Annotated in this window: 17 protein-coding genes; 6 read left to right on the top strand and 11 right to left on the bottom strand. The window is 66.2% G+C overall.

The genetic code is table 11. The features are described 5' to 3' along the window. Positions 1-38: 38 nt before the first annotated feature. The 9 genes from dld to DFR49_RS06755 all read right to left on the bottom strand — a co-directional run bounded on the left by dld (position 39) and on the right by DFR49_RS06755 (position 9,180). Entirely contained in the window at positions 39-1,718 is a 1,680-nt protein-coding gene (dld, locus tag DFR49_RS06795) for a D-lactate dehydrogenase (RefSeq protein ID WP_119035323.1), read from the bottom strand. 133 nt (positions 1,719-1,851) lie between these two features. Further along, positions 1,852-2,457: a bifunctional 4-hydroxy-2-oxoglutarate aldolase/2-dehydro-3-deoxy-phosphogluconate aldolase gene (gene eda / locus DFR49_RS06790; protein WP_245968273.1), complete on the bottom strand. Its 606-nt coding sequence runs from the start codon at positions 2,455-2,457 to the stop codon at positions 1,852-1,854. Then, positions 2,454-3,422 carry a glucokinase gene (glk, locus tag DFR49_RS06785; RefSeq protein ID WP_119034877.1) on the bottom strand — a complete coding sequence of 323 codons (969 nt, stop codon included), beginning with the start codon at positions 3,420-3,422 and terminating at the stop codon, positions 2,454-2,456. The genes eda and glk overlap by 4 nt, the downstream gene beginning before the upstream one ends. Before the next feature lie 34 nt (positions 3,423-3,456). Then, positions 3,457-5,280, bottom strand: a complete 1,824-nt coding sequence (edd, locus tag DFR49_RS06780; protein WP_119034876.1) for a phosphogluconate dehydratase — start codon at positions 5,278-5,280, stop codon at positions 3,457-3,459. Between the two features lie 87 nt (positions 5,281-5,367). After that, positions 5,368-6,075 carry a 6-phosphogluconolactonase gene (pgl, locus tag DFR49_RS06775; protein WP_119034875.1) on the bottom strand — a complete coding sequence of 236 codons (708 nt, stop codon included), beginning with the start codon at positions 6,073-6,075 and terminating at the stop codon, positions 5,368-5,370. A 43-nt stretch (positions 6,076-6,118) separates the two neighbouring features. Continuing rightward, positions 6,119-7,579 carry a glucose-6-phosphate dehydrogenase gene (gene zwf / locus DFR49_RS06770; RefSeq protein WP_119034874.1) on the bottom strand — a complete coding sequence of 487 codons (1,461 nt, stop codon included), beginning with the start codon at positions 7,577-7,579 and terminating at the stop codon, positions 6,119-6,121. Between the two features lie 32 nt (positions 7,580-7,611). Next, the gene (gene argC, locus DFR49_RS06765; protein ID WP_119034873.1) at positions 7,612-8,538 is read right to left on the bottom strand and encodes an N-acetyl-gamma-glutamyl-phosphate reductase; all 927 of its coding nucleotides are present in this window, start codon (positions 8,536-8,538) and stop codon (positions 7,612-7,614) included. Next, positions 8,535-8,834: an SH3 domain-containing protein gene (locus DFR49_RS06760; RefSeq protein ID WP_119034872.1), complete on the bottom strand. Its 300-nt coding sequence runs from the start codon at positions 8,832-8,834 to the stop codon at positions 8,535-8,537. The genes argC and DFR49_RS06760 overlap by 4 nt, the downstream gene beginning before the upstream one ends. A 25-nt stretch (positions 8,835-8,859) precedes the next feature. Then, on the bottom strand, positions 8,860-9,180 hold the full coding sequence (locus tag DFR49_RS06755; RefSeq protein WP_119034871.1) for a MarR family transcriptional regulator: 321 nt from the start codon (positions 9,178-9,180) through the stop codon (positions 8,860-8,862). Positions 9,181-9,412: 232 nt separating this feature from the next. Here DFR49_RS06755 and secG point away from each other — a divergent pair, with 232 nt between their 5' ends. The 6 genes from secG to DFR49_RS06725 all read left to right on the top strand — a co-directional run bounded on the left by secG (position 9,413) and on the right by DFR49_RS06725 (position 15,074). Next, positions 9,413-9,811 (top strand): preprotein translocase subunit SecG, encoded by a 399-nt coding sequence (secG, locus tag DFR49_RS06750; protein ID WP_119034870.1) that lies wholly within the window; start codon positions 9,413-9,415, stop codon positions 9,809-9,811. A gap of 93 nt (positions 9,812-9,904) precedes the next feature. Further along, positions 9,905-11,539 (top strand): CTP synthase, encoded by a 1,635-nt coding sequence (locus DFR49_RS06745; RefSeq protein WP_119034869.1) that lies wholly within the window; start codon positions 9,905-9,907, stop codon positions 11,537-11,539. 536 nt (positions 11,540-12,075) lie between these two features. Further along, a complete protein-coding gene (locus DFR49_RS06740; RefSeq protein WP_119034868.1) occupies positions 12,076-13,326 on the top strand; it encodes a lipoprotein-releasing ABC transporter permease subunit in 1,251 nt (416 codons plus the stop codon). Beyond that, entirely contained in the window at positions 13,319-14,002 is a 684-nt protein-coding gene (locus tag DFR49_RS06735; RefSeq protein WP_119034867.1) for an ABC transporter ATP-binding protein, read from the top strand. Before DFR49_RS06740 ends, DFR49_RS06735 begins: the two co-directional genes overlap by 8 nt. After that, entirely contained in the window at positions 13,999-14,595 is a 597-nt protein-coding gene (locus tag DFR49_RS06730; RefSeq protein ID WP_119034866.1) for a GNAT family N-acetyltransferase, read from the top strand. Before DFR49_RS06735 ends, DFR49_RS06730 begins: the two co-directional genes overlap by 4 nt. Next, a complete protein-coding gene (locus tag DFR49_RS06725) occupies positions 14,595-15,074 on the top strand; it encodes a glutathione peroxidase (RefSeq protein ID WP_119034865.1) in 480 nt (159 codons plus the stop codon). The genes DFR49_RS06730 and DFR49_RS06725 overlap by 1 nt, the downstream gene beginning before the upstream one ends. On the opposite strand, the gene DFR49_RS06720 is transcribed toward DFR49_RS06725, so the two are convergent. Both DFR49_RS06720 and DFR49_RS06715 read right to left on the bottom strand, forming a co-directional pair. After that, positions 15,071-17,929 (bottom strand): TIM-barrel domain-containing protein, encoded by a 2,859-nt coding sequence (locus DFR49_RS06720; protein WP_119034864.1) that lies wholly within the window; start codon positions 17,927-17,929, stop codon positions 15,071-15,073. The genes DFR49_RS06725 and DFR49_RS06720 overlap by 4 nt on opposite strands. Continuing rightward, the gene (locus tag DFR49_RS06715; protein WP_119034863.1) at positions 17,926-19,539 is read right to left on the bottom strand and encodes a DUF5597 domain-containing protein; all 1,614 of its coding nucleotides are present in this window, start codon (positions 19,537-19,539) and stop codon (positions 17,926-17,928) included. Before DFR49_RS06715 ends, DFR49_RS06720 begins: the two co-directional genes overlap by 4 nt. Positions 19,540-19,577: the final 38 nt, after the last annotated feature.

Below are 19,577 nucleotides of genomic sequence, written 5' to 3'. Positions count from 1 at the left end.
GGGTCGGTTCCTTCGATCATGGAGTAAATAAGAGTGTGCTAATCGTTGTAATCACGCTTTTTAGACATGCCGCCGATGCCGGCATTGAAGCGGTTTCCCGGATCGAGCGTGCGGTAGAAATCGGCGAGTGCGGGTTCGGCGGGGTAGAGATGGCCGACATTGTGTTCGGCCGGGTAACGCGCGCCGCGCTGGTCGAGCAGCGCCCACATCCGATGCTCGATGGCGAGGCAATCCTGCCCTGGCGCGACGATATAATCCTGGTGCAGGACGTGGCACAGGAAGTGGCCGTAATAGATTTTGTGGACCAGCGCGGCGTCGAGATCGGCGGGCAGCGCCTCGAACCAGTCCGCGTCGTTGCGGCGCAGCGCGATATCGAGCGCGACGATCCCGGCGGTCTGGCGCGGATGGATCGCGCGATAGCGCACCGCCGCGCCCGCGACGACGAAACGGTGGAGGAATGCCTTGCGCGCCTCGATGGCGGTGCAGTCGAAATAATCGTTCGCCGTGCCGCGCCAGCGATCCAGCAGCGCGCGCATTTCGCCCGCTTCATCCTCTGAGACGCGCAGCAGCAGATGGTGCGCGAACCGGTCGCGCCAACTCCGCAGCCGCGGCGGCAGATGATCGGGCCAGAGTTTGCCGAGCGCGAACAGCAACCGGTCGCTCAGGTTTTCGGGCAGCCAGCGCAGCCGCGCGAGCGCCGCGTCGACCCGGCCCTTGAGCGCGAAGAAGCGCGGCAGCCGCCCGGTGCCGAGCCGCTCGATCGTCACGAACTGGTCCTTGCCGTAGCGATCGGCAAGATCGAACGCGTCGCGGTGGATATATTCGCCCGCAATCGGCAGCGAGGCGCATTCGGTCAGGATCAGGCGGCGCAGCGTGCCCAGTTCGGCGGGGTCGTTGCAGCCGATATAGAAGGTCTGCGATTGCGGCTCGGCTTCGAACGTGTCGAGCCGGACCGCGAACACCATCATCTTGCCCGCCGATCCCGATGCTTCGAACAGGCAGCGCGGATCGGCGTTGAAGCGCGCCGGGGTGTCGGCATCGACGTCGCGGACGTGGCGGGGATAATCGTGCGCGCTGGCGGCCGCGTCATCGTGGCGCACATCGGCATCGTCGAACCGCCCGGCCTGCAAGCGGGTGAGGATCTGCTCGGGCGCGTCGCCAAGGTCGATCCCGAGATGGTTGACCAGCCGCAGCGTGCCGCCGGCATCGACCTGCGCGAACAACGCCATCTGGGTATAGGCCGGGCCGCGCCGCGTGAGCGCGCCGCCCGAATTGTTGCACACGCCGCCGATCACCGAGGCGCCGAAGCACGACGAGCCGATCACCGAATGCGGCTCGCGCCCCAACGGCTGCAACCGGCGTTCGAGCGCGTGGAGTGTCGCGCCCGGCAGGCACACGACCTGCTGCCCGCCGTCGAGCACGAAGATGCCCGCCAGCCGCGCGACGCTGACGATCACGACATCGCGATCGTAATCGTCGCCGTCGGGAGTCGAGCCGCCGGTGAGCCCGGTGTTTGACGCCTGCGAAATGACGATCACGCCCGCGCGGACGCAGCAATCGAGCACGCGCCATTGTTCGAGCAGCGTCCCGGGGCGCACCACCGCGAGCGTCTTGCCGCTGCCGAAGCGGAACCCGGTGCGATAGCGGCGGGTGGCGTCGGGCCGGGTCAGGACGTGGCGCTTGCCGGCGATCTGGCGCAGCGACCGCAAGAGTTCCATGCGGCGTTGGGCATCGGCGGGCACGCGGTGTCTCCGGTTCGCGGGGAGAGGGATCAGGCGCGGATCGCCTGCGCTTCGAGCGCTTCGTCTAATCTCATATGGAACAGTGTTTTGTCAATGGAACGATGGCCGGTCAGCGCCCGAGCAGCGATGCCGCGCGGGCCTTGTCCTCCACCTCGGCCATCGTGCCGCCGGTCACCCAGCTACCGCCGACGCACAGGACGGGGGCGAGCGCGAGCCAATCGGGCGCGGTCGCGGCGCTGATCCCGCCGGTCGGGCAGAATTGGCACTGGTAGAAGGGTGCCGCGAGGCTCTTGAGCGCCTTGATACCGCCCGAAGTTTCGGCCGGGAAGAATTTGAAATGCGTCAGCCCCAGATCGAGGCCGCGCATGATGTCGCCGGCATTGGCGATGCCGGGCAGGAAGGGAATGCCGGTCTCGTCCACGGCGCTGCCCAGCCGGTCGGTGAGCCCCGGCGAGACGATGAATTCGACCCCCGCATCGGCGACCTGGCGGAGTTGATCGGTATTGACCACCGTGCCCGCGCCGACGATCGCGCCGTCGACTTTCTTCATCTCGGCGATCGCCTCGAGCGCGGCGGGGGTGCGCATCGTCACTTCGAGCACCTTGAGCCCGCCTGCGACCAGCGCTTCGGCGAGCGGCCGGGCGGTGGCGGCGTCGTCGATTACCAGCACCGGGATCACCGGGCTGGTGCGCATGATGGTCTCGATGTTGTTCACAATGTATGCTCCTGCGCAAAAGCCGCCGCGGCGCCGAGCAGGCCGGGCTGCGAATGGGTGATCAATTTGACGGGGATCGAGTTCATAAGCCCCTGAAAGCGCCCCTTGGCGGCGAAGCGCTGGCCGAAGCCCGAGTTGAGCAGATGGTCCTTGAGCCGGAGCCCGAGCCCGCCCGCGATGACGACGCCCTTCGGCCCGTGCGCGAGCGCAAGGTCGCCCGCAACCGCGCCCAGCGCGAGGCAAAAGCGATCGAGCGCGGCGACCGCGAGATCGTCCTTGCCCTCCAGCGCCATGTTCCACAACGTCTTGTCGTCGTGCTTTTCCACGGCCTTGTGTTCGATTGCTGCCAGCGTCTCGTAGATCGGGACGATTCCCGGCCCGGCGCAGATCCGTTCCGCAGAGACGCGGGTGTAGGTCGCGCGTAGCCGCTTGACGATTGCATCCTCGATACCGTCGAGCGGGGCGAAATCCATGTGGCCGCCTTCGGTCTCGATGACGTGGTAGCGATCCTTCGCGCGGAACACCTGCGCGACGCCGAGCCCGGTGCCGGGGCCGCACACCGTGATCGAACCACGGCGTGGCAGCGGCTCATCCGGCCCGCACAGATGGACGAACTCGTCGTCGGGAAGCTGCGCCACCGCGTGGCCGACCGCGCCGAAATCGTTGATCAGCACCCAATCGTCGACCTCGAGCCGATCATTGATCAGCGCCGGGCGGATGATCCACGGATTGTTGGTGAGTTTGATCAGATCGTCGTTGATCGGCGAGGCGACCGCGATCCCCGCAGCGCGGGGAAACGGCCGGCCAAGCTCGCGCTGCGCGGCGCGCCACGCGAGTTGCAGGCTGCCGTGCTCGGCGGTCTTGAGCGTGATCGGTTCGCCCAGCGAAGCGACGCGGCCCTTCTCCACCTCGGCGATGGCGAAGCGCGCATGGGTGCCGCCGATATCGACCGCAACGACTTGCATTCGGCAATCTCCTCAGGTGCTTGACGGCCCTGGTTTACAAATCTTCCGAGGCGAGCAGGGCGGACGCACCCTTTTCCGCCTCGGTCGCGTGGTGGCGCATCAACCCGAATAGTTCGCGGCCGGTGCCGATCGCGGGCGGCGGAGCGACGGCGTGGTCGCGCGCCGCCCATTCTGCCGTGTCGACCAGTGCCTCGATCGTGCCGGTCTGCGCGCACACGCGGACGATATCGCCGTCGCGGATCTTGCCGATCGGGCCGCCGCCCAGCGCCTCGGGGCTGATGTGGATCGCGCAAGGGACTTTGCCCGACGCGCCCGACATCCGGCCATCGGTGACAAGCGCGACGCGAAACCCGCGATTCTGGAGCACGCCGAGCGGCGGGGTGAGCTTGTGCAATTCGGGCATGCCGTTGGCGCGCGGCCCCTGGAAGCGGACGACGACGATCACGTCGCGATCGAGTTCGCCCGCCTTGAAGGCGTTCTGCACCTGCTGCTGGTCGGTGAAGACGCGCGCGGGCGCCTCGATCGTCCAGCGATCCTCCTCGACCGCGCTGATCTTGATGCACGCGCGGCCGATATTGCCGGTGAGGATGCGCATCCCGCCCTCGGCTTGGAAAGGGGCGGCAACGGTGCGCACGATGCCGTCGTCGATCGGGGTGGCGGGCAGATCGCGCCACACCAAAGTATCGCCGTCCATCTCGGGCATCCGGGCATAGGCGCCGAGATCGTCGCCCGCGACGGTGAGGATGTCGCGGTGGAGCAGCCCGGCGTCGAGCAATTCGCGGATCACGAACGGCGGCCCGCCCGCGACCTGGAACGCGTTCACGTCCGCCGAACCGTTGGGATAGACGCGCGTGAGCAGCGGCACGACCTTCGAGAGTCGGTCGAAATCCTCCCAGTCGATCACGATCCCCGCCGAGGCGGCGATCGCGGGCAAATGGATCAGATGGTTGGTCGACCCACCGGTCGCGAGCAACGCCACCATCGCGTTGACGATCGCCTTTTCGTCGACGCACTCGCCGAGCGGGCGGTAATCGTCGCCGTTCCAGCCGATCTCGGCGAGCCGGTGGACCGCAGCGCGGGTCAGTTGTTGGCGCAGCTTGGTGCCGGGATTGACGAAGGCGGCGCCGGGGATGTGCAGCCCCATCGCCTCCATCATCATCTGGTTGGTGTTGGCGGTGCCGTAGAAGGTGCAGGTGCCCTTGGTATGATAGGCGCCGATTTCGGAATCGAGCAGTTCCCCGCGGCTCGCCTTGCCTTCGGCGTAAAGCTCGCGCGTATGCGCCTTTTCCTTGTTCGAAATGCCGGAGGGCATCGGCCCGCCGGGGATCAAGATCATCGGCAGATGGCCGAAACGCAGCGCGCCCATCAGCAGGCCGGGCACGATCTTGTCGCAGATGCCGAGCAGCGTCGCGCCCTCGAACATGCCGTGGCTGAGCGCGATCGCGGTGGCCAAAGCGATCGTGTCGCGGCTGAACAGCGACAATTCCATGCCGGGATAGCCCTGCGTCACGCCGTCGCACATCGCCGGCACGCCGCCCGCCACCTGTGCGGTGATTCCGACCTCGCGTGCCCACACTTTCATCTGTTCGGGGTAGCGATAATAGGTCGCATGCGCCGACAGCATATCATTGTAAGCACTTACAATACCGATGTTCATCGCCCGCCCGGTCTTGAGCGTGTCGCGATCCTCCTCGGTGCCTGCGAAGCCGTGCGCCAGATTGGCGCAGCCGAGGATCGGGCGGTCGACACCCGATTCGCGCTCGCGGCGGATCAGGTCGAGATAGGCGCGACGGGTGGCGATCGATGCCTGGATGACGCGATCGGTGACGGCGGCGATGTCGGGGTGGAGATCAGGCACGGGCCTTTCCTTCGTTCGGGCTGAACCTGCCGCAGCCCGGAAAATCAAGAACGCCCTTCGACAGGCTCAGGGCGAACGATGGTGCGATCACGCGGGGCTCCAGTGGATGTCGACGGGCAGTTCGACATCGGCGAGCACGCGCCCGATCGGATAGGGCGACGACGGGCCTTGCGCGATCGCCTGTTCGATCACGTCGCGCTTGGCCTGTCCGGTGACGGCAAGCGTCAGCGCGCGCGCGGTGACCATCGCCGCGCGGGTCAGCGTCACGCGCGCCACCGGCGCCTCGGCGGGTAGATCGCCCGGCATCACCCCGATCGCGCGGCGTTCGCGCGGGCCGGCGACGGCTTCCTCGAAGTCCTCGCCCGGAAAGATCGAGGCGGTATGGCCATCGGCGCCGACGCCGAGCAGGCACAGATCGAGCGGCCAGTGGACATCCTGGAGCCGCGCGTCTGCGGCGCGGCCGGCGGCGCGGTAATCGGTCGCTGCCTCGCTGGTGATCGGCATCACGCGCGCTTTCACCGGCAGGAACACCTTGGCCATCGCGGTGACGTTCGACAGCGGATCGCCCATCGGCACCAGCCGGTCGTCGGTGGGGATGATCGTCACCCGCTTCCAGTCGAGCTGCTTGTCGGCGAGCTTCTGGTAGATCGGCAGCGGCGTCTTGCCGCCGGGCAGTGCGATCACCGCCTGGCCGCGCGCATCGAGCGCGCTTTCGATCACGAACGCCGCGTCGCCCGCGACGGCCTCGGCCATCTCGTCGGCGTCGTCATAATCCCACCATTCGATCTCGGTCATGCCATCCTCAATTTGTTTCAATCATGACGGGTAACGGCCGACGTCAATCGTCGTGCCACGTCACCCCGTCGCGCTCGGTGAGCGCGATCGCCGCCGATGGACCCCAGCTTCCCGCGGGATAGGGCTTGGGCTTGACGGCATTCTCGGCCCAGCCGCGGCGGATCGCGTCGATCCATTGCCACTGCGCTTCCACCTCGTCGCGGCGCACGAACAGCGCCGGATCGCCCTCGATCAGGTCGAGCAGCAGCCGCTCATACGCGATCCGCCGCCGCGTGCCCGCGAACTGCACGTCCAAGCTGAGGTCGAGGGGCACTTCGCGCAAGTGGATACCTTCGCGATCGAGCCCCGGCTCCTTCGCCATCACGAGCAGGCGGACATATTCGTCGGGCTGGAGGCGGATCACCAGCTTGTTGGCCTGCAACGTGCCGCCGCGCTGCGCGAACATCGAATGCGGCACCGGCTTGAACTGGATGAAGATCTCCGATTGCCGCGTCGGCAGCCGTTTGCCGGTGCGCAGATAGAAGGGCACGCCCTGCCAGCGCCAATTGTCGATATGCGCCTTCACCGCCACGAAGGTCTCGGCGCCCGAGGCATGACCGAGTTCGTCGGCATAGCCGCGGACGATCTCGCCGTTGACGGCACCGGCGTTATATTGGCCGGTCACCGTCAGGTGCGGCACTTCCCCTGGGGTCATCGTGCGCAGCGATCGCAGCACCTTGACCTTTTCGTCGCGGATCGCGGTGCCGTCGTATAGCGACGGCGGCTCCATCGCGATCAGCGCGAGCAACTGGAGCATATGGTTCTGCACCATGTCGCGCAGCGCGCCGGTATCGTCGTAAAAGCCCGCGCGGCCTTCGAGCCCGACCGTCTCCGAAACGGTGATCTGGACATGCTCGATCCCGCGCGCGTTCCAGATCGGCTCGAACAGCGCGTTGCCGAAACGCAGCGCGAGGATGTTCTGCACCGTCTCCTTGCCGAGATAATGGTCGATGCGGAAGGTGCGGTCCTCGGGGAAAACCTCGGCGACGGCATCGTTGATCTCGCAGCTCGATTGCAGATCGTTGCCGAGCGGCTTTTCGAGCCCGATCCGCACGTTGGTGCCCGCGAGCCCCGCCGATTCGAGCCCCTTGATCGTCGGCCGGAACAGCGTCGGCGCGGTCGACAGGAAGATCGCGAGCCCGCCCGAGGTATCGCCGATCTTGGTCGCGAGATCGGCGAACCCTTCGATCTTGGTGGCGTCGAGCGGCTGGTAGCCGAGCCGGTCGAGGAAGCTCGCGATCGCCGCCTTGTCCTTGCGGTCGTCGGGCAGGAATTCGTCGAGCGCTTCCGCCGCGAAGCTGCGATAGCTCGCATCGTCATGCTCGGAGCGCGCGGTGCCCGTGATGGTGAGGCCGTCGGGCAGCAGGCCGTCCGCATGGAGGCCGTAAAGCGAGGGCAGCAACATGCGCTGGGCGAGATCGCCGGTGGCGCCGAACAACAGTAGTTTCGCCACGGGATGGCGCATAGCGTCTCCTTTTCTTGCCGTGGGTCGCGCGCTCACAACCGGAGACCCGCATAGGGGTCGAGCCCCGCCATGATGTTGAGATTCTGCACTGCGGCGCCCGCCGCCCCCTTGCCGAGATTGTCGAGCGTCGCGATCAGCAGCGCCTGGCCCGCGGCATCGTTGCCGCGGACCCGCAAGGTGAGCCGGTCGCTGCCGGCATCGTCCTCGATCCGCACCACCGGGGGCATATCGTCGGCGACGCGCACCACCTGGCTGCCCTCGTAAGCGGCCAGCAACACCTCGCGCACCGCCTCGACGACGGGCCGGCGCGGCAGGACATGAAGCGGCAACGGCACCTCGACCACCATCCCGCGATAGGTATTCGCGACTGCGGGCGCGAAGATCGGGGGATGCGCGAGCCGGGCGTGGCGCTGCATTTCGGAGACATGCTTGTGCGCGAGGTCGAGCGCATAGGGGCGGAACGCAGAGCCCCCGCCGCTTTCGAATTCGGCGATCATCGCCTTGCCCCCGCCCGAATAGCCCGAAGTAGCGCTAACACTGAGCGGCCAGTCGTGTGGGACGAGGCCGGCGCGCACCAGCGGGCGGACGAGCGCGAGGAAGCCGGTCGGATAGCAGCCGGGGTTGGAGACGCGCGGCGCGGCGGCGATCGCCGCTTGCTGGCCGGGTTCGAGTTCGGGAAAGCCGAACAGCCAGCCGTCGGCGGTGCGATGCGCGGTCGAGGCGTCGATCACCCGCGTCTGCGGATTGGTGATCAGCCGCACGGCCTCACGCGCGGCATCGTCGGGCAGGCACAGGATCACGAAATCGGCCGCGTTGAGCGCCTCGGCGCGCGCGGCGGGGTCCTTGCGCCGCGTCGCGTCGATCTCGATCAGCGACAAGTCGTCGCGTCCGGTGAGGCGCTCGCGGATTTCGAGCCCGGTCGTTCCCGCCGCGCCGTCGATGAAAACCGGAATGCTCACGCTTGTGCCTCCTGCGGGCCGGCGCCGATCGCCTCGGCCTTGATATAGCCGACCAAGCCCTGTTGCGTCGCGATTCCCCACATTGTCTCGCCCACCGTATCGAGCAGGTCGAACGCCTCGCCCGCCTTCACATGCGTGACGATCGCGGCGTCGGCGGCGGGGGATTCGCGCAGCACGCCGTCGCGTAGCACGATGCGCGCCAGCGGCTCGACATAATGCGGCGCGAATACGTATTCGGCGAGGCGGATATCGGCGAGATCGCGGCGCGCGGCATGCGTGCGCGGGTCGAGCGCCACGCGCGGGCCGACCAGCGCGAAGGTCTTACGCGGAAGCCGGGCGGACGTCGGGCAGGGGCCTTTCGTCGATAAAATGGCCGAACTCTTCAAGAAAATCTGCCCCTTCAGACGTGCGGGCGACGAAGATGTTACGTTTGTCGCTGTCGTCGCGTTGGCGGCGCAGATAGCCCAGCGCGCCAAGTCTATTCAAGGCGCGGGTCACAACTGGCTTCGAAACGTTGAGACAGCGTGCCAAACCGCGCACCGTATGGGGGCCGGGGCGAAGGTAGACGACCAGCAAGAGGGCCATCTGGCGATTGGTCAGGTCAGGCTCGCCCGACCGGACGTAATCGACCAGTGCCTGCATCCATGTGGTGAGCGAATTCTGCGCTAGCGTTGCCACCGTCGAAACATTCCGCTTCTTGTCCGTCCCGTATCGGGCGTTTCACCTGGGCCATTAACGCCTTTGGGCCGTGCGGGTTTCAGTGCGCTGCCGAAATATTACCGGAAACGGGCGCGACTCGTGATCACGGTTGATCGGAATGGTCCTCGCGCCTATGTGCCTCGCGGTTCCCGCATCCGTTTTATTCAGGCTTTCGATGTTCACTTTCCTCCTCGTCCTGCAAGCTATCGTCGGCGCCGCGCTGGTGACCGTCATCCTCATGCAGCGTTCGGAGGGCGGTGGCCTCGGCATGGGCGGGAGCCCGTCGGGCCTGATGTCGGCGCGCGGGGCGGCGGATTTCCTGAGCCGGGCGACGGCGATCCTCGCGGGCGTGTTCGTGCTGCTCAGCATCGCTCTTGCGACGCTGGCGGCGACGCGGCACTCGACGACGATCGATACCTCGCTCGCGACCAGTGCCCCCGCACCGGCGCCCACCGCCGCAGCGCCGCAGACCGACGCGGCCCCGTTTGCGGGCGCCGCGCAAAATGCGGCGGCCCCGGCGCCCGCGAACGACGCGGCGCCGGCCGATAACGGCCCGGTTCCGCTCCAGCAATAACCGCCGCCGGTTCGCCGGCAGCATAAATATTCGCGTGTCCGTGGATTCGGGCGCTTGTCCTTCCATGTGTTCTGACGCTAGGCAGTAAACCCCATGACGCGGTTTATTTTCATTACCGGCGGCGTGGTCTCCTCGCTCGGCAAGGGTTTGATGGCGGCGAGCCTTGCGGCACTGTTGCAGGCGCGCGGCTATCGCGTGCGGATCCGCAAGTTCGATCCGTATCTCAACGTCGATCCCGGCACGATGTCGCCCTATCAGCACGGCGAGGTCTACGTCACCGACGACGGGGCGGAGACCGACCTCGATCTCGGCCATTACGAACGCTTCACCGGCGTCGCCGCGCACCAGAGCGATAATGTCACCTCGGGGCGGATCTACAGCCAGATCATCCAGCGCGAGCGCCGCGGCGATTATCTGGGCGCGACCGTCCAGGTGATCCCGCACGTCACCGACGCGATCAAGGCGTTCGCGCTCGACGATACCGACGACCTTGATTTCGTGCTGTGCGAGATCGGCGGGACGGTGGGCGATATCGAGTCGCTGCCCTTCATCGAGGCGATTCGCCAGCTCAGGAACGAGCTTGGCCGCGGCCAGTCGATCAGCATCCACGTCACGCTGGTGCCGTACATCTCGGCGGCGGGCGAATTGAAGACCAAGCCCACGCAGCATTCGGTGCGTGAACTGGCGGCGCTCGGCGTCCAGCCCGATCTGCTCGTCTGCCGTTGCGAACATCCGCTACCCGATGGTGAGCGCGCCAAGATCGCGCTGTTCTGCAACGTACCCAAGGAAGCGGTGATCCCCGCGCTCGACGCGGCGAGCATCTATGCCGTGCCGCTGCAATATCACGCCGAAGGGATCGACCGCGAGGTATTGAAGGCGTTCGGGATCGCGCCCGGCAGCGCCCCCGACCTGTCGCGCTGGACCGAGATCGTCGAGCGACTGGAGAATCCCGAGGGCGAGGTCACGGTCGGCGTCGTCGGCAAATATGTCGGGCTTCAGGATGCCTATAAATCGCTCAACGAAGCGCTCGTCCACGGCGGCATCGCCAATCGGGTGAAGGTCAATATCCGCTGGATCGATGCCGAATTGTTCGAGACCGGCGACAGCGACATCGCCTCCAGGCTCGAACCGTGCCACGCGATCCTCGTGCCCGGCGCGTTCGGATCGCGCGGCGCGGAAGGCAAGATCGCCAGTGTCCGCTTCGCGCGCGAGCGCGGGGTGCCCTATTTCGGCATCTGCTTCGGGATGCAGATGGCGTGCATCGAGGGCGTGCGGAACCTGGCGGGGATCGAGAAGGCGTCGTCGACCGAATTCGGCCCGACCGACGAACCCGTCGTCGGCCTGATCACCGAGTGGATGAGCGAATCGGGGCTCGAAAAGCGCGAGGCCGGCGGCGATCTCGGCGGCACGATGCGGCTCGGCGCCTATCCGGCCCAGCTTGCTGGCAACAGCGTGGTGGCGTCGATCTACGGCACCACCGGGATCAGCGAGCGCCATCGCCACCGGTATGAGGTCAACACCGCCTACAAGGAACGGCTGGAGGACGGCGGGCTGGTCTTTTCGGGCATGTCGCCCGACGGCACCTTGCCCGAGATCGTCGAGCGGCCCGATCATCCGTGGTTCGTCGGCGTCCAGTTCCACCCCGAGCTGAAATCGAAACCGTTCGATCCGCACCCCTTGTTCGCGAGCTTCATCGCCGCCGCGGTCAAGCAGAGCCGCATGGTGTAGAGCCGATCGGCTCAAACCCGCCGTCATGCCGGGATCGTTCCGATCTTCCAAAGAGACAGTCGTCACCCCGGACTTGTTCCGGGGTCCAACGTGCATCGAGCGCCGGCGCTCGGGGATGGTTGGATGCCGAAACGAGTCCGGCATGACGCAGAAGCTTTGGTCGATCGGTATCCAGTCCGGGGCAATGCATACCGTCGATCGCTCCTGAAACGGCAAACGCCCGGGCTGTTTCCAGCCCGGGCGCCTGCGTGACGATTGCTCGTCAGCCCCCTTGATTGCCTCTGCCCGCGCGCCTGTTTGCCAGACGGGGCTATTGAAGCTCCCCAAACCACGGCCATTGCCTATGATCAGCACGGGCGTGCTACCAAGCAGGGGGGCGGGGTGCCACCGTAAATGCTGCGTTCAGGGTACGATTGCGCCGCTCCTGTGGTGAATTCGCAACAGCCCGGCGGCGGCGAGCGCGCGGTTGCCAGCCCGGCCCATGCCCCGTAGAGCAGCGGTTCATCGCCGTTTTTCCGGGCCGGAACCGCAATCGCATGATCCTTTCGCGCTACGAACGAATGATCGCGCGGCGCTACCTGCTTCCGGGGAAGGGCGAGGGTTTCATCTTCCTCGTCGCTTCGATCAGCCTCGTCGCGGTGATGCTTGGCGTTGCCGCGCTCATCGTCGTGATGAGCGTGATGAACGGCTTCCGCGTCGAATTGTTCGACAAGATCGTCGGGCTCAACGGCCATGCGGTGGTGCAAGGTTATAACGGCCAGCTTCGCGACTGGCGCAAAATCGCCGCCGAAGCGCGCGCGCTGCCCGGCGTCACCAGCGCGGTGCCGCTGATCGAACAGCCGCTGATGGCGACCTATCAGGGCCGGGTCGAAGGCGTGCTGGTGCGCGGGATGCATGCCGACGACATCCGCACCAACGCGACGATCGGGCAAAAGGTAATCGCGGGTTCGCTCGACAGGCTGACGCCGGGCAGCCGGACCATTGCCATCGGCGCGCGGCTCGCCGAGACGCTCGGGGTGAAGCTGGGCAGCGAGATTTCGCTGGTCAGCCCGCAAGGGCAGGCGACGCCGTTCGGAACGGTGCCGAGGATCGTCAAATACACGGTCGGCGCGGTGTTCGAGATCGGCATCTACGATTACGACAAGACCTATGTCGTGATGCCGATGGAGGATGCGCAGACACTGCTGCTGATGGGCGACAGCGTCGGCATGATCGAGGTCAATACCGTCGATGCCAACCGGATCGGGCAGATCCTGCTGCCGCTCGCGGGCAAGATCGGCGGCGAGGCGGTGATCGCCGACTGGCGCTCGCTCAACGCGCAATTGTTCGAGGCGTTGACGGTCGAGCGGGTGGCGATGTTCACCGTGCTGTCGATCATCATCCTCGTCGCGGTGTTCAACATCCTGTCGTCGCTGATCATGCTGGTGCGCGCCAAGACGCGCGACATCGCGATCCTGCGGACGATGGGGGCGACGCGCGGCGGGCTGATCCGCGTGTTTGTGACGGTGGGGACGACGATCGGCGCGCTCGGCACCGCCGCCGGGCTCGTGCTGGGGTTCGTGTTCCTCTATTTCCGGCAGGACGTGGTCGATCTGATCCAGTTCGTGACGGGGCAGAACCTTTGGGACCCTTCGATCCGCTACCTCACCGAGCTGCCCGCGAAGACCAACCCGGTCGAGGTGGTCGGCATCGCGCTGATGGCGCTTCTTTTCTCGTTCCTCGCCACGCTCTACCCGGCGTTCAAGGCGGCGAGCACCGATCCCGTCCAGGTATTGCGCTATGACTGAAACGTTCGATCCCGTTCTCCAGACCACCGGCCTGACCCGCAGCTTCGAACAGGGCGGGCAGACGATCCAGGTCCTGCGCGGCGTCGATCTCGCGATCGCGCGGGGCGAGATCGTCGCGCTGCTTGGCCCCTCGGGCTCGGGCAAATCGACGCTGCTCCAGGCGGTGGGGCTGCTCGAAGGCGGATTCGGTGGCTCGATCCGCATCGCCGGCGCCGAGGCGGCGCAACTCGACAGCCACGCGCGCACGATCGTGCGGCGCGATACATTGGGTTTCGTCTACCAGTTCCACCATCTGCTGCCCGATTTCACCGCGCTCGAAAATGTCGTGCTGCCGCAACTGGTGGCGGGCGCGGAAAGGCCGGCGGCCGACGATCGCGCGGCCTCGCTGCTTACCGCGCTCGGGCTCGGCCATCGGCTGACGCACCGGCCGAGCCAATTGTCGGGCGGCGAGCAGCAGCGCGTCGCGGTCGCCCGCGCGCTCGCCAATCAGCCTGCGCTCGTCCTCGCCGACGAGCCGACCGGCAACCTCGACGAGGCGACCGCCGACGTGGTGCTCGGCGAATTCCTCCGCCTCGTCCGCCACGAAGGCACCGCCGCGCTGATCGCGACGCACAACGAGCGGCTGGCGGAGAAGATGGACCGCGTGGTGCGGCTGCACGAGGGGCATCTGGAGTGAGCGCCTGGCAGCAACCCGTGACGCTCGCCGGGCGGTACGTCACGCTGCGCCCGATCGATCGCGCTGACCGCGCCGAGTTGCTGGAAGCGTTCGCCGATGGGCTCGACAACAGTTTCGCCACCATCGTTCCCGCCGAAGCGACGATCGACGGCTGGTTCGACCAGATCGAGCACGATAGTGCGGCGGGCAGGGCGATGGTGTTCACCGTGCTCGATTCGACCGGGCAAGTCTCGGGGACAACGCGGTTCCTGCGCATGGCCGAGGCGCATCGACGGTTGGAGATCGGGGGCACCGTCTATGCGCGCCGCGTCCAGCGTACCGGGCTCAATACCGACGCCAAGCGGCTGTTGCTGACCTACGCCTTCGAGGCGCTCGACTGCCAGTGCGTCCAGTTGCGCACCGATACGCTCAACCGTCAGTCGCGGCGGGCGATCGAGCGGCTGGGTGCGCGGCAGGACGGCGTATTGCGCGGCCACAAGGTGATGCCGGGGCATGTACGTGATACGGTGGTCTATTCGATTCTCGCGCACGAATGGCCCGGCGTGCGCCGCAATCTCGATGCGCTGCTCGCCGGCCATGAGGAGGCTTTGTGATGACAAGGATCACCGATCTGCACGTTTCGGCGGCCGATGGGTCGGACGTCGATCTCGCCGCTTATGCGGGGTCGGTGCTGCTGATCGTCAACACCGCCTCGAAATGCGGTTTTACTCCGCAATATGAGGGGCTGGAGGCGCTTCATCGAACGTATGAGGCGCGCGGCTTCGAGGTGCTGGTGTTCCCGTGCAACCAGTTCGGCGCGCAGGAGCCGGGCGACGCCGCGGAAATCGCCAGTTTTTGCTCGCTGACCTACGACGTCACCTTCCCGGTCTTCGCCAAGATCGAGGTCAATGGCGATGGCGCCGATCCGCTGTTCCGCGCGCTCAAGGATCAGGCGCCCGGGCTGCTCGGCTCGAAGGCGATCAAGTGGAATTTCACCAAATTCCTCGTCGATCGCGCGGGCAAGGTCGTCGCGCGCTATGCCCCCACGACCAAGCCCGAGGATATCGCCGCCGATATCGAACGGCTGCTCTAACGCCGCTTCACGACTAGCGGTTTGCCATCGTAGACAAGGCTGATCGCCGGATTTTCCGCGAAATCGGGCGCCGTCGCCCGATCCTTCCCGTAGAACCGCACCGAGATCGCGCGCTTCGCGGGCATCCCCTCGTAATCGCCGGTGCGCGCGCCGATCGTCAGCGTGCCAGTGGCTTCGTTCCACGCCATCGGGATGCGTGCGAACTTGCCCTGCTGGTACGCCTGGCTGGTGCCGTCATCCTCGTAGAGCGAGAACGCTCCGTCGGCGCCGGTGAAGACGTGGAGGACGATCGGCCCGTCGGCATCCTGATCGACATATTGCTGCTCCGGGCCGGTCGGGATGATCGATCCGGCGCGGACGAACAGCGGCATCCGCTCGCGCGGGGCGGCGGCGGTGATCGTGGTGCCGCCGGCATGGATCGCGCCCGAATTGAAATCGTACCAATCGGCCCCGGCGGGCAGATAGACCTCCCGCCTGCGCGCCTCGAACGTGGTGACCGGCGCGACGAGGAACGCGTGGCCGAACAGATATTCGTCGTCGATGCCCCAGGTTTTCGGGTCGGCGACGAAATCGCTGATGAGCCCGCGCATGATGCTGCCGTCGTTGAACCAGGTGTCGGCGGCATTGGTGTAGAGATAGGGCATCAGCCGGTAGCGCAGGTGATCGTACCACAGCATCGAATCGTACATCGCGTCGTCGCCGGCCGCGATTTCGTAGATCTCGCGATGCGGGAATTCGCCGTGGCTGCGGAACAGGGGGGAGAAGGCGCCGAACTGGAACCAGCGCAGGTTGAGTTCGCGCCATTCGGCCTGCGCCTCCGGGCGCTGATCGGTGTAGCGCTGCTCGACCGCGAAGCCGCCGATATCGTGCGTCCAATTGGGGATGCCCGACATCGAGATGTTGACCCCCGCCGAAATCTGATCGCGCAGATCGGCCCAGCGCGCGGCGACGTCGCCCGACCAGAGCGCGGCGCTGGCGCGCTGCAACCCGCCGAACCCCGATCGCGTCAGGATGAAGGGGCGCTTGTCGGGCTGCGTTTCGCGTAAGCCCTCGGCGACGCCCTCGGCATGGACGAGCGGGTACGAGTTGAACAGCGCCGCCGCCGGGCCGAACGCGGTCGGCCCCATCGTCTCGATCCGCTCGTCGATCGACAGGTTGGAATGGATGTCGGGTTCGGTCGCGTCCATCCACCACGCATCGAACCCCTTGGCGACGAGCTTGTCGCGGATCTGCTCGAAATACATCTTGCGCGCGCCCGGCGCATAGGCATCGTAATCGGTGTTGAGGTAGCCGGGGCCGACCCAATCCTTGTTCCCCATCTTGAGGTTGCCCTGGTAGAGCCAGCCGTGTGCGGCGAGCGCCTTGGCATTGTCGGTGGTGGGATAGAATTTGGGCCAGACCGAGATCATGACGTGCCCATTCAGCGCGTGGACCTCGTCGACCATCGCCTTGGCATCGGGAAAGCGGGTCTTGTCGAAATCGTGGCTGCCCCAGGCATCCTCTGGCCAGTAGAACCAGTCCTGGACGATATTGTCGATCGGGATGCGGCGCTTGCGATACTCGCGAAGCACGCCGAGCAACTGCTCCTGCGTCTCGTAACGCTGGCGGCTCTGCCAGAAGCCATAGGCCCATTTGGGCATCAGCGTCGCCTTGCCGGTGAGCGCGCGATACCCCGCGATCGCGCCGTCGACGCTCCCCGCGAGCGTGACGTAATAATCCACGCCCTTGGCGACGTCGGAGGTCATCCACAGCGAATGGCGATCGGGCGCGGGCAGGGGGGTGTTGTGGAAGAACGCCATATAGCCCGCATTGGGCTCCCATTCGATGCGGATCGCGACCGGCTTGCCCGCGGTCATGCTTAGCTCGAAATTGTGGAACCACGGGTTCCAGTTCTGCCGCCAGCGATCGAGCACCAGTTTGCCGTCGGCGTAGAGCTTGAAATAGCTCGATGCGTAGAGTTGGAATTTGTGGACACCGCTGGTCTTGGCGGTGACGTCGCCGCTCCAGACGACCTTCTGCTGCTGCGTCGCGACCCCGGCGGTGTTCTGCCCCGTATCGGCCGAAGCTTTGGTCGTTGCTTTCGCGGCTTCGGGCCAATTCTTCTGATCGCGAATGAACTGATAATCGATCGTCGCTTCCTGCCGGCTGACCGCGAGGCGGCCGTCGAGATAATAGTCGGCCTTCCACCCCGCCTTGCCGCCGCTGGTGACGGCCAGATCCTCGCCGACGGGGTGATAGGGGCGGGGGTTGCCGAAACGGCTGATCCCGTCATTATCCCACAGCAACCCGTAGCCCCTGGTCGAGACGACGAAGGGGATCGCGATGTCCATATTGTGCTGTGCGAGTTCGACGTCCTCGCCATTGTAGTTCATCTGGCCGTTCTGGTGTTGGCCGAGGCCGTAGAACCCCTCGCCGGTGCCGCGATTGAATTGCTGGCTGACGGTAAAATAGCGCTGGCCCTCGATCGTCTCGGGCGCGAAGGCGCCCCGCGCGGATTCCGTGAGGACCGGCGCGCCCGCAGCGTCGAGGAAGCTCACCTGGCCATCGGACAGCCGCACCCGCGCGCTCGCCTTGGGGAGCTTGAGCGTCACATAGCCCTGCGCTTCGCTGATTGCCGGATCGCCCGCGGGCTCGGCGACCACCATCAGGCTCTTGGGTAGCACGCCGAGATCGGTGCCCGGCACCGCGCTCATCCGGAAACGATCGTCGCCATAAGCGAGCACGCGCACGCGCTTGGCCGGGCCGTCGTCGGGCGTCACCACCACGCCGTGCGGCACGCGCGCGACCTCGCTTGCCTGCGCACTGCCCGCCAGCCCGATCGCGGCGACCCCTGCCAGCATCCATGCACGCATCATTTGAATCTCCCCATCGTGACCCGCAGCATCACCGGCGTGGTCGTGAAATTGAGCCCGTAATCGGTCTGGTCGCCGTTCCAGACGCGCTCGAACACCCAGCGCCCTTGCGCGTCGTAATGCCCTTGCTCGGCGCGGATTATCATCGCGCGATCGTCGGGGGTGGCGGGGCCGAAGCGCAGCCGGACGTCGCTGCCCGCGACGATGAATGTATCCGGGGAAAGTTGCGCCACCACCGCGCCGCCGACGGGCTTTCCCGTGGTCGGCGTGGGGTCTTTCTCGATCCACGTCCAGTCGCGCTCGCCCATCTGCCATTGGTCGAACTGCGCGGTGATTTTCCAGCCGCCCATCACGGTCGACTGGTCGGCGCCGTCCTTGCCCTTGGCGACGCCCCAGGTCGGGTGGTCGTACGCGATTTTTGCCCAAACGCGCGCGATCGGCGCGAACAGCGCATAAGCGCGCCCGAATGCCGCGATCGTGTCGTCGTCGAGCGTCTTGGTGCCAAGCGGATAATTATTATAGCCGGTCGCATCCATCCCGAACGGCGCGAAACCGATCGCGCCCTTGCCGAGCGCGGGCCAGAAGAAGCGCGCATAATCGGCCGAATTGCCGAGTTCGGGCACCATCAGCGCGTTGTCGGGCCGCGCGTAATGATCGAGATACTTCACGAACGCTCGCGCGTCGCGATTGTAGATATCGGGCGCGACCAGATCGAGATGCGGCGCGCCGGCTTTCCAGATCGGGATCACGTTCCAGTTCGGCCCGCCGCTTTGCACGCCGGTCGGCTTGGGCTCGACGAACGGATCGCTCAGCGACGCGTTGGTATACATCGGCAACGGCTTCACCGCCTTGCCCGCCGCCGCGATCGCGTCGACGTAGCGCGCGGTATACCAACTGTTGAATGCCTGCTCTGCGATGTCCCCGAACACCGCGCGCCATGTGCCGGGTTGCTTGCCGAGCGCCTTCACCAGTTCAGCGGGCACGGGCCCCGCGAACAACCGATTGCCCTCGGGCGAATAATCGCGCGGCGTACCATAGCTGCCGGTCTCGTTCTCGACCTGCACCATGATCACCGTGTCGTCGGGATCGGCCGCCTTGAGGTGCTCGATCAGCTTGACGAACGCGCGTTTGTCGGCGGCCAGCGTGTTCTGCCCCAGCGGCGACAGCGCGTAATGCGGTTTGCCTTCCTTGGTGCGCATCCGCGGAAAGCGCGTGTCATTGGTCTTGACCCATGCGGGGGCGTAGCTCGGGCTGCCGTTCTTCCAGGTCGCGAACCACAGCAGCACCAGCCGCTTGTCGTGCGCGCGGGCCTGTTCGAGCAAGGTATCGACGAAGCTGAAATCGAACCGGCCTTCTTGCGGCTCGATCTGTTCCCACGCGATCGGCATTTCGAGCGTATTGGCGTGCATCGCGTCGAGCACCGGCCACACCTTGGGCAGCGCGGCGGCGTAATTGCTCGAATTGTTGGCCTGCGCGCCGAGCATCAGGAACGGGGCACCGTCGACGATCAGCGCGTGGCGCCCGTCGCGGTTGGCGATCGAGGGTGTCTGGGCGGCAACCGGTAGCGCTAACAAAAGCGCGAGCACGGCAGCAAGAAGGGCGCTCTTGTGCATATATGAAATTCCCCGTCGCCAGCGAATCGCGAAGCGGG

It is taken from the genome of Hephaestia caeni (assembly GCF_003550065.1).
GTDB classification, from domain to species: Bacteria; Pseudomonadota; Alphaproteobacteria; order Sphingomonadales; family Sphingomonadaceae; genus Sphingomonas; species Sphingomonas caeni_A.
This window is presented reverse-complemented; position numbering and strand designations above follow the sequence as displayed.

Coding starts and splice junctions, on each gene's coding strand:
- DFR49_RS06745 (WP_119034869.1), top strand. CDS start 9,905: ATGACGCGGTTTATTTTCATTACCGGCGGCGTGGTCTCCTCGCTCGGC.
- DFR49_RS06720 (WP_119034864.1), bottom strand. CDS start 17,929: ATGATGCGTGCATGGATGCTGGCAGGGGTCGCCGCGATCGGGCTGGCG.
- dld (WP_119035323.1), bottom strand. CDS start 1,718: ATGGAACTCTTGCGGTCGCTGCGCCAGATCGCCGGCAAGCGCCACGTC.
- DFR49_RS06715 (WP_119034863.1), bottom strand. CDS start 19,539: ATGCACAAGAGCGCCCTTCTTGCTGCCGTGCTCGCGCTTTTGTTAGCG.
- zwf (WP_119034874.1), bottom strand. CDS start 7,579: ATGCGCCATCCCGTGGCGAAACTACTGTTGTTCGGCGCCACCGGCGAT.
- glk (WP_119034877.1), bottom strand. CDS start 3,422: ATGCAAGTCGTTGCGGTCGATATCGGCGGCACCCATGCGCGCTTCGCC.
- DFR49_RS06725 (WP_119034865.1), top strand. CDS start 14,595: ATGACAAGGATCACCGATCTGCACGTTTCGGCGGCCGATGGGTCGGAC.
- DFR49_RS06755 (WP_119034871.1), bottom strand. CDS start 9,180: ATGCAGGCACTGGTCGATTACGTCCGGTCGGGCGAGCCTGACCTGACC.
- DFR49_RS06740 (WP_119034868.1), top strand. CDS start 12,076: ATGATCCTTTCGCGCTACGAACGAATGATCGCGCGGCGCTACCTGCTT.
- pgl (WP_119034875.1), bottom strand. CDS start 6,075: ATGACCGAGATCGAATGGTGGGATTATGACGACGCCGACGAGATGGCC.
- DFR49_RS06735 (WP_119034867.1), top strand. CDS start 13,319: ATGACTGAAACGTTCGATCCCGTTCTCCAGACCACCGGCCTGACCCGC.
- secG (WP_119034870.1), top strand. CDS start 9,413: ATGTTCACTTTCCTCCTCGTCCTGCAAGCTATCGTCGGCGCCGCGCTG.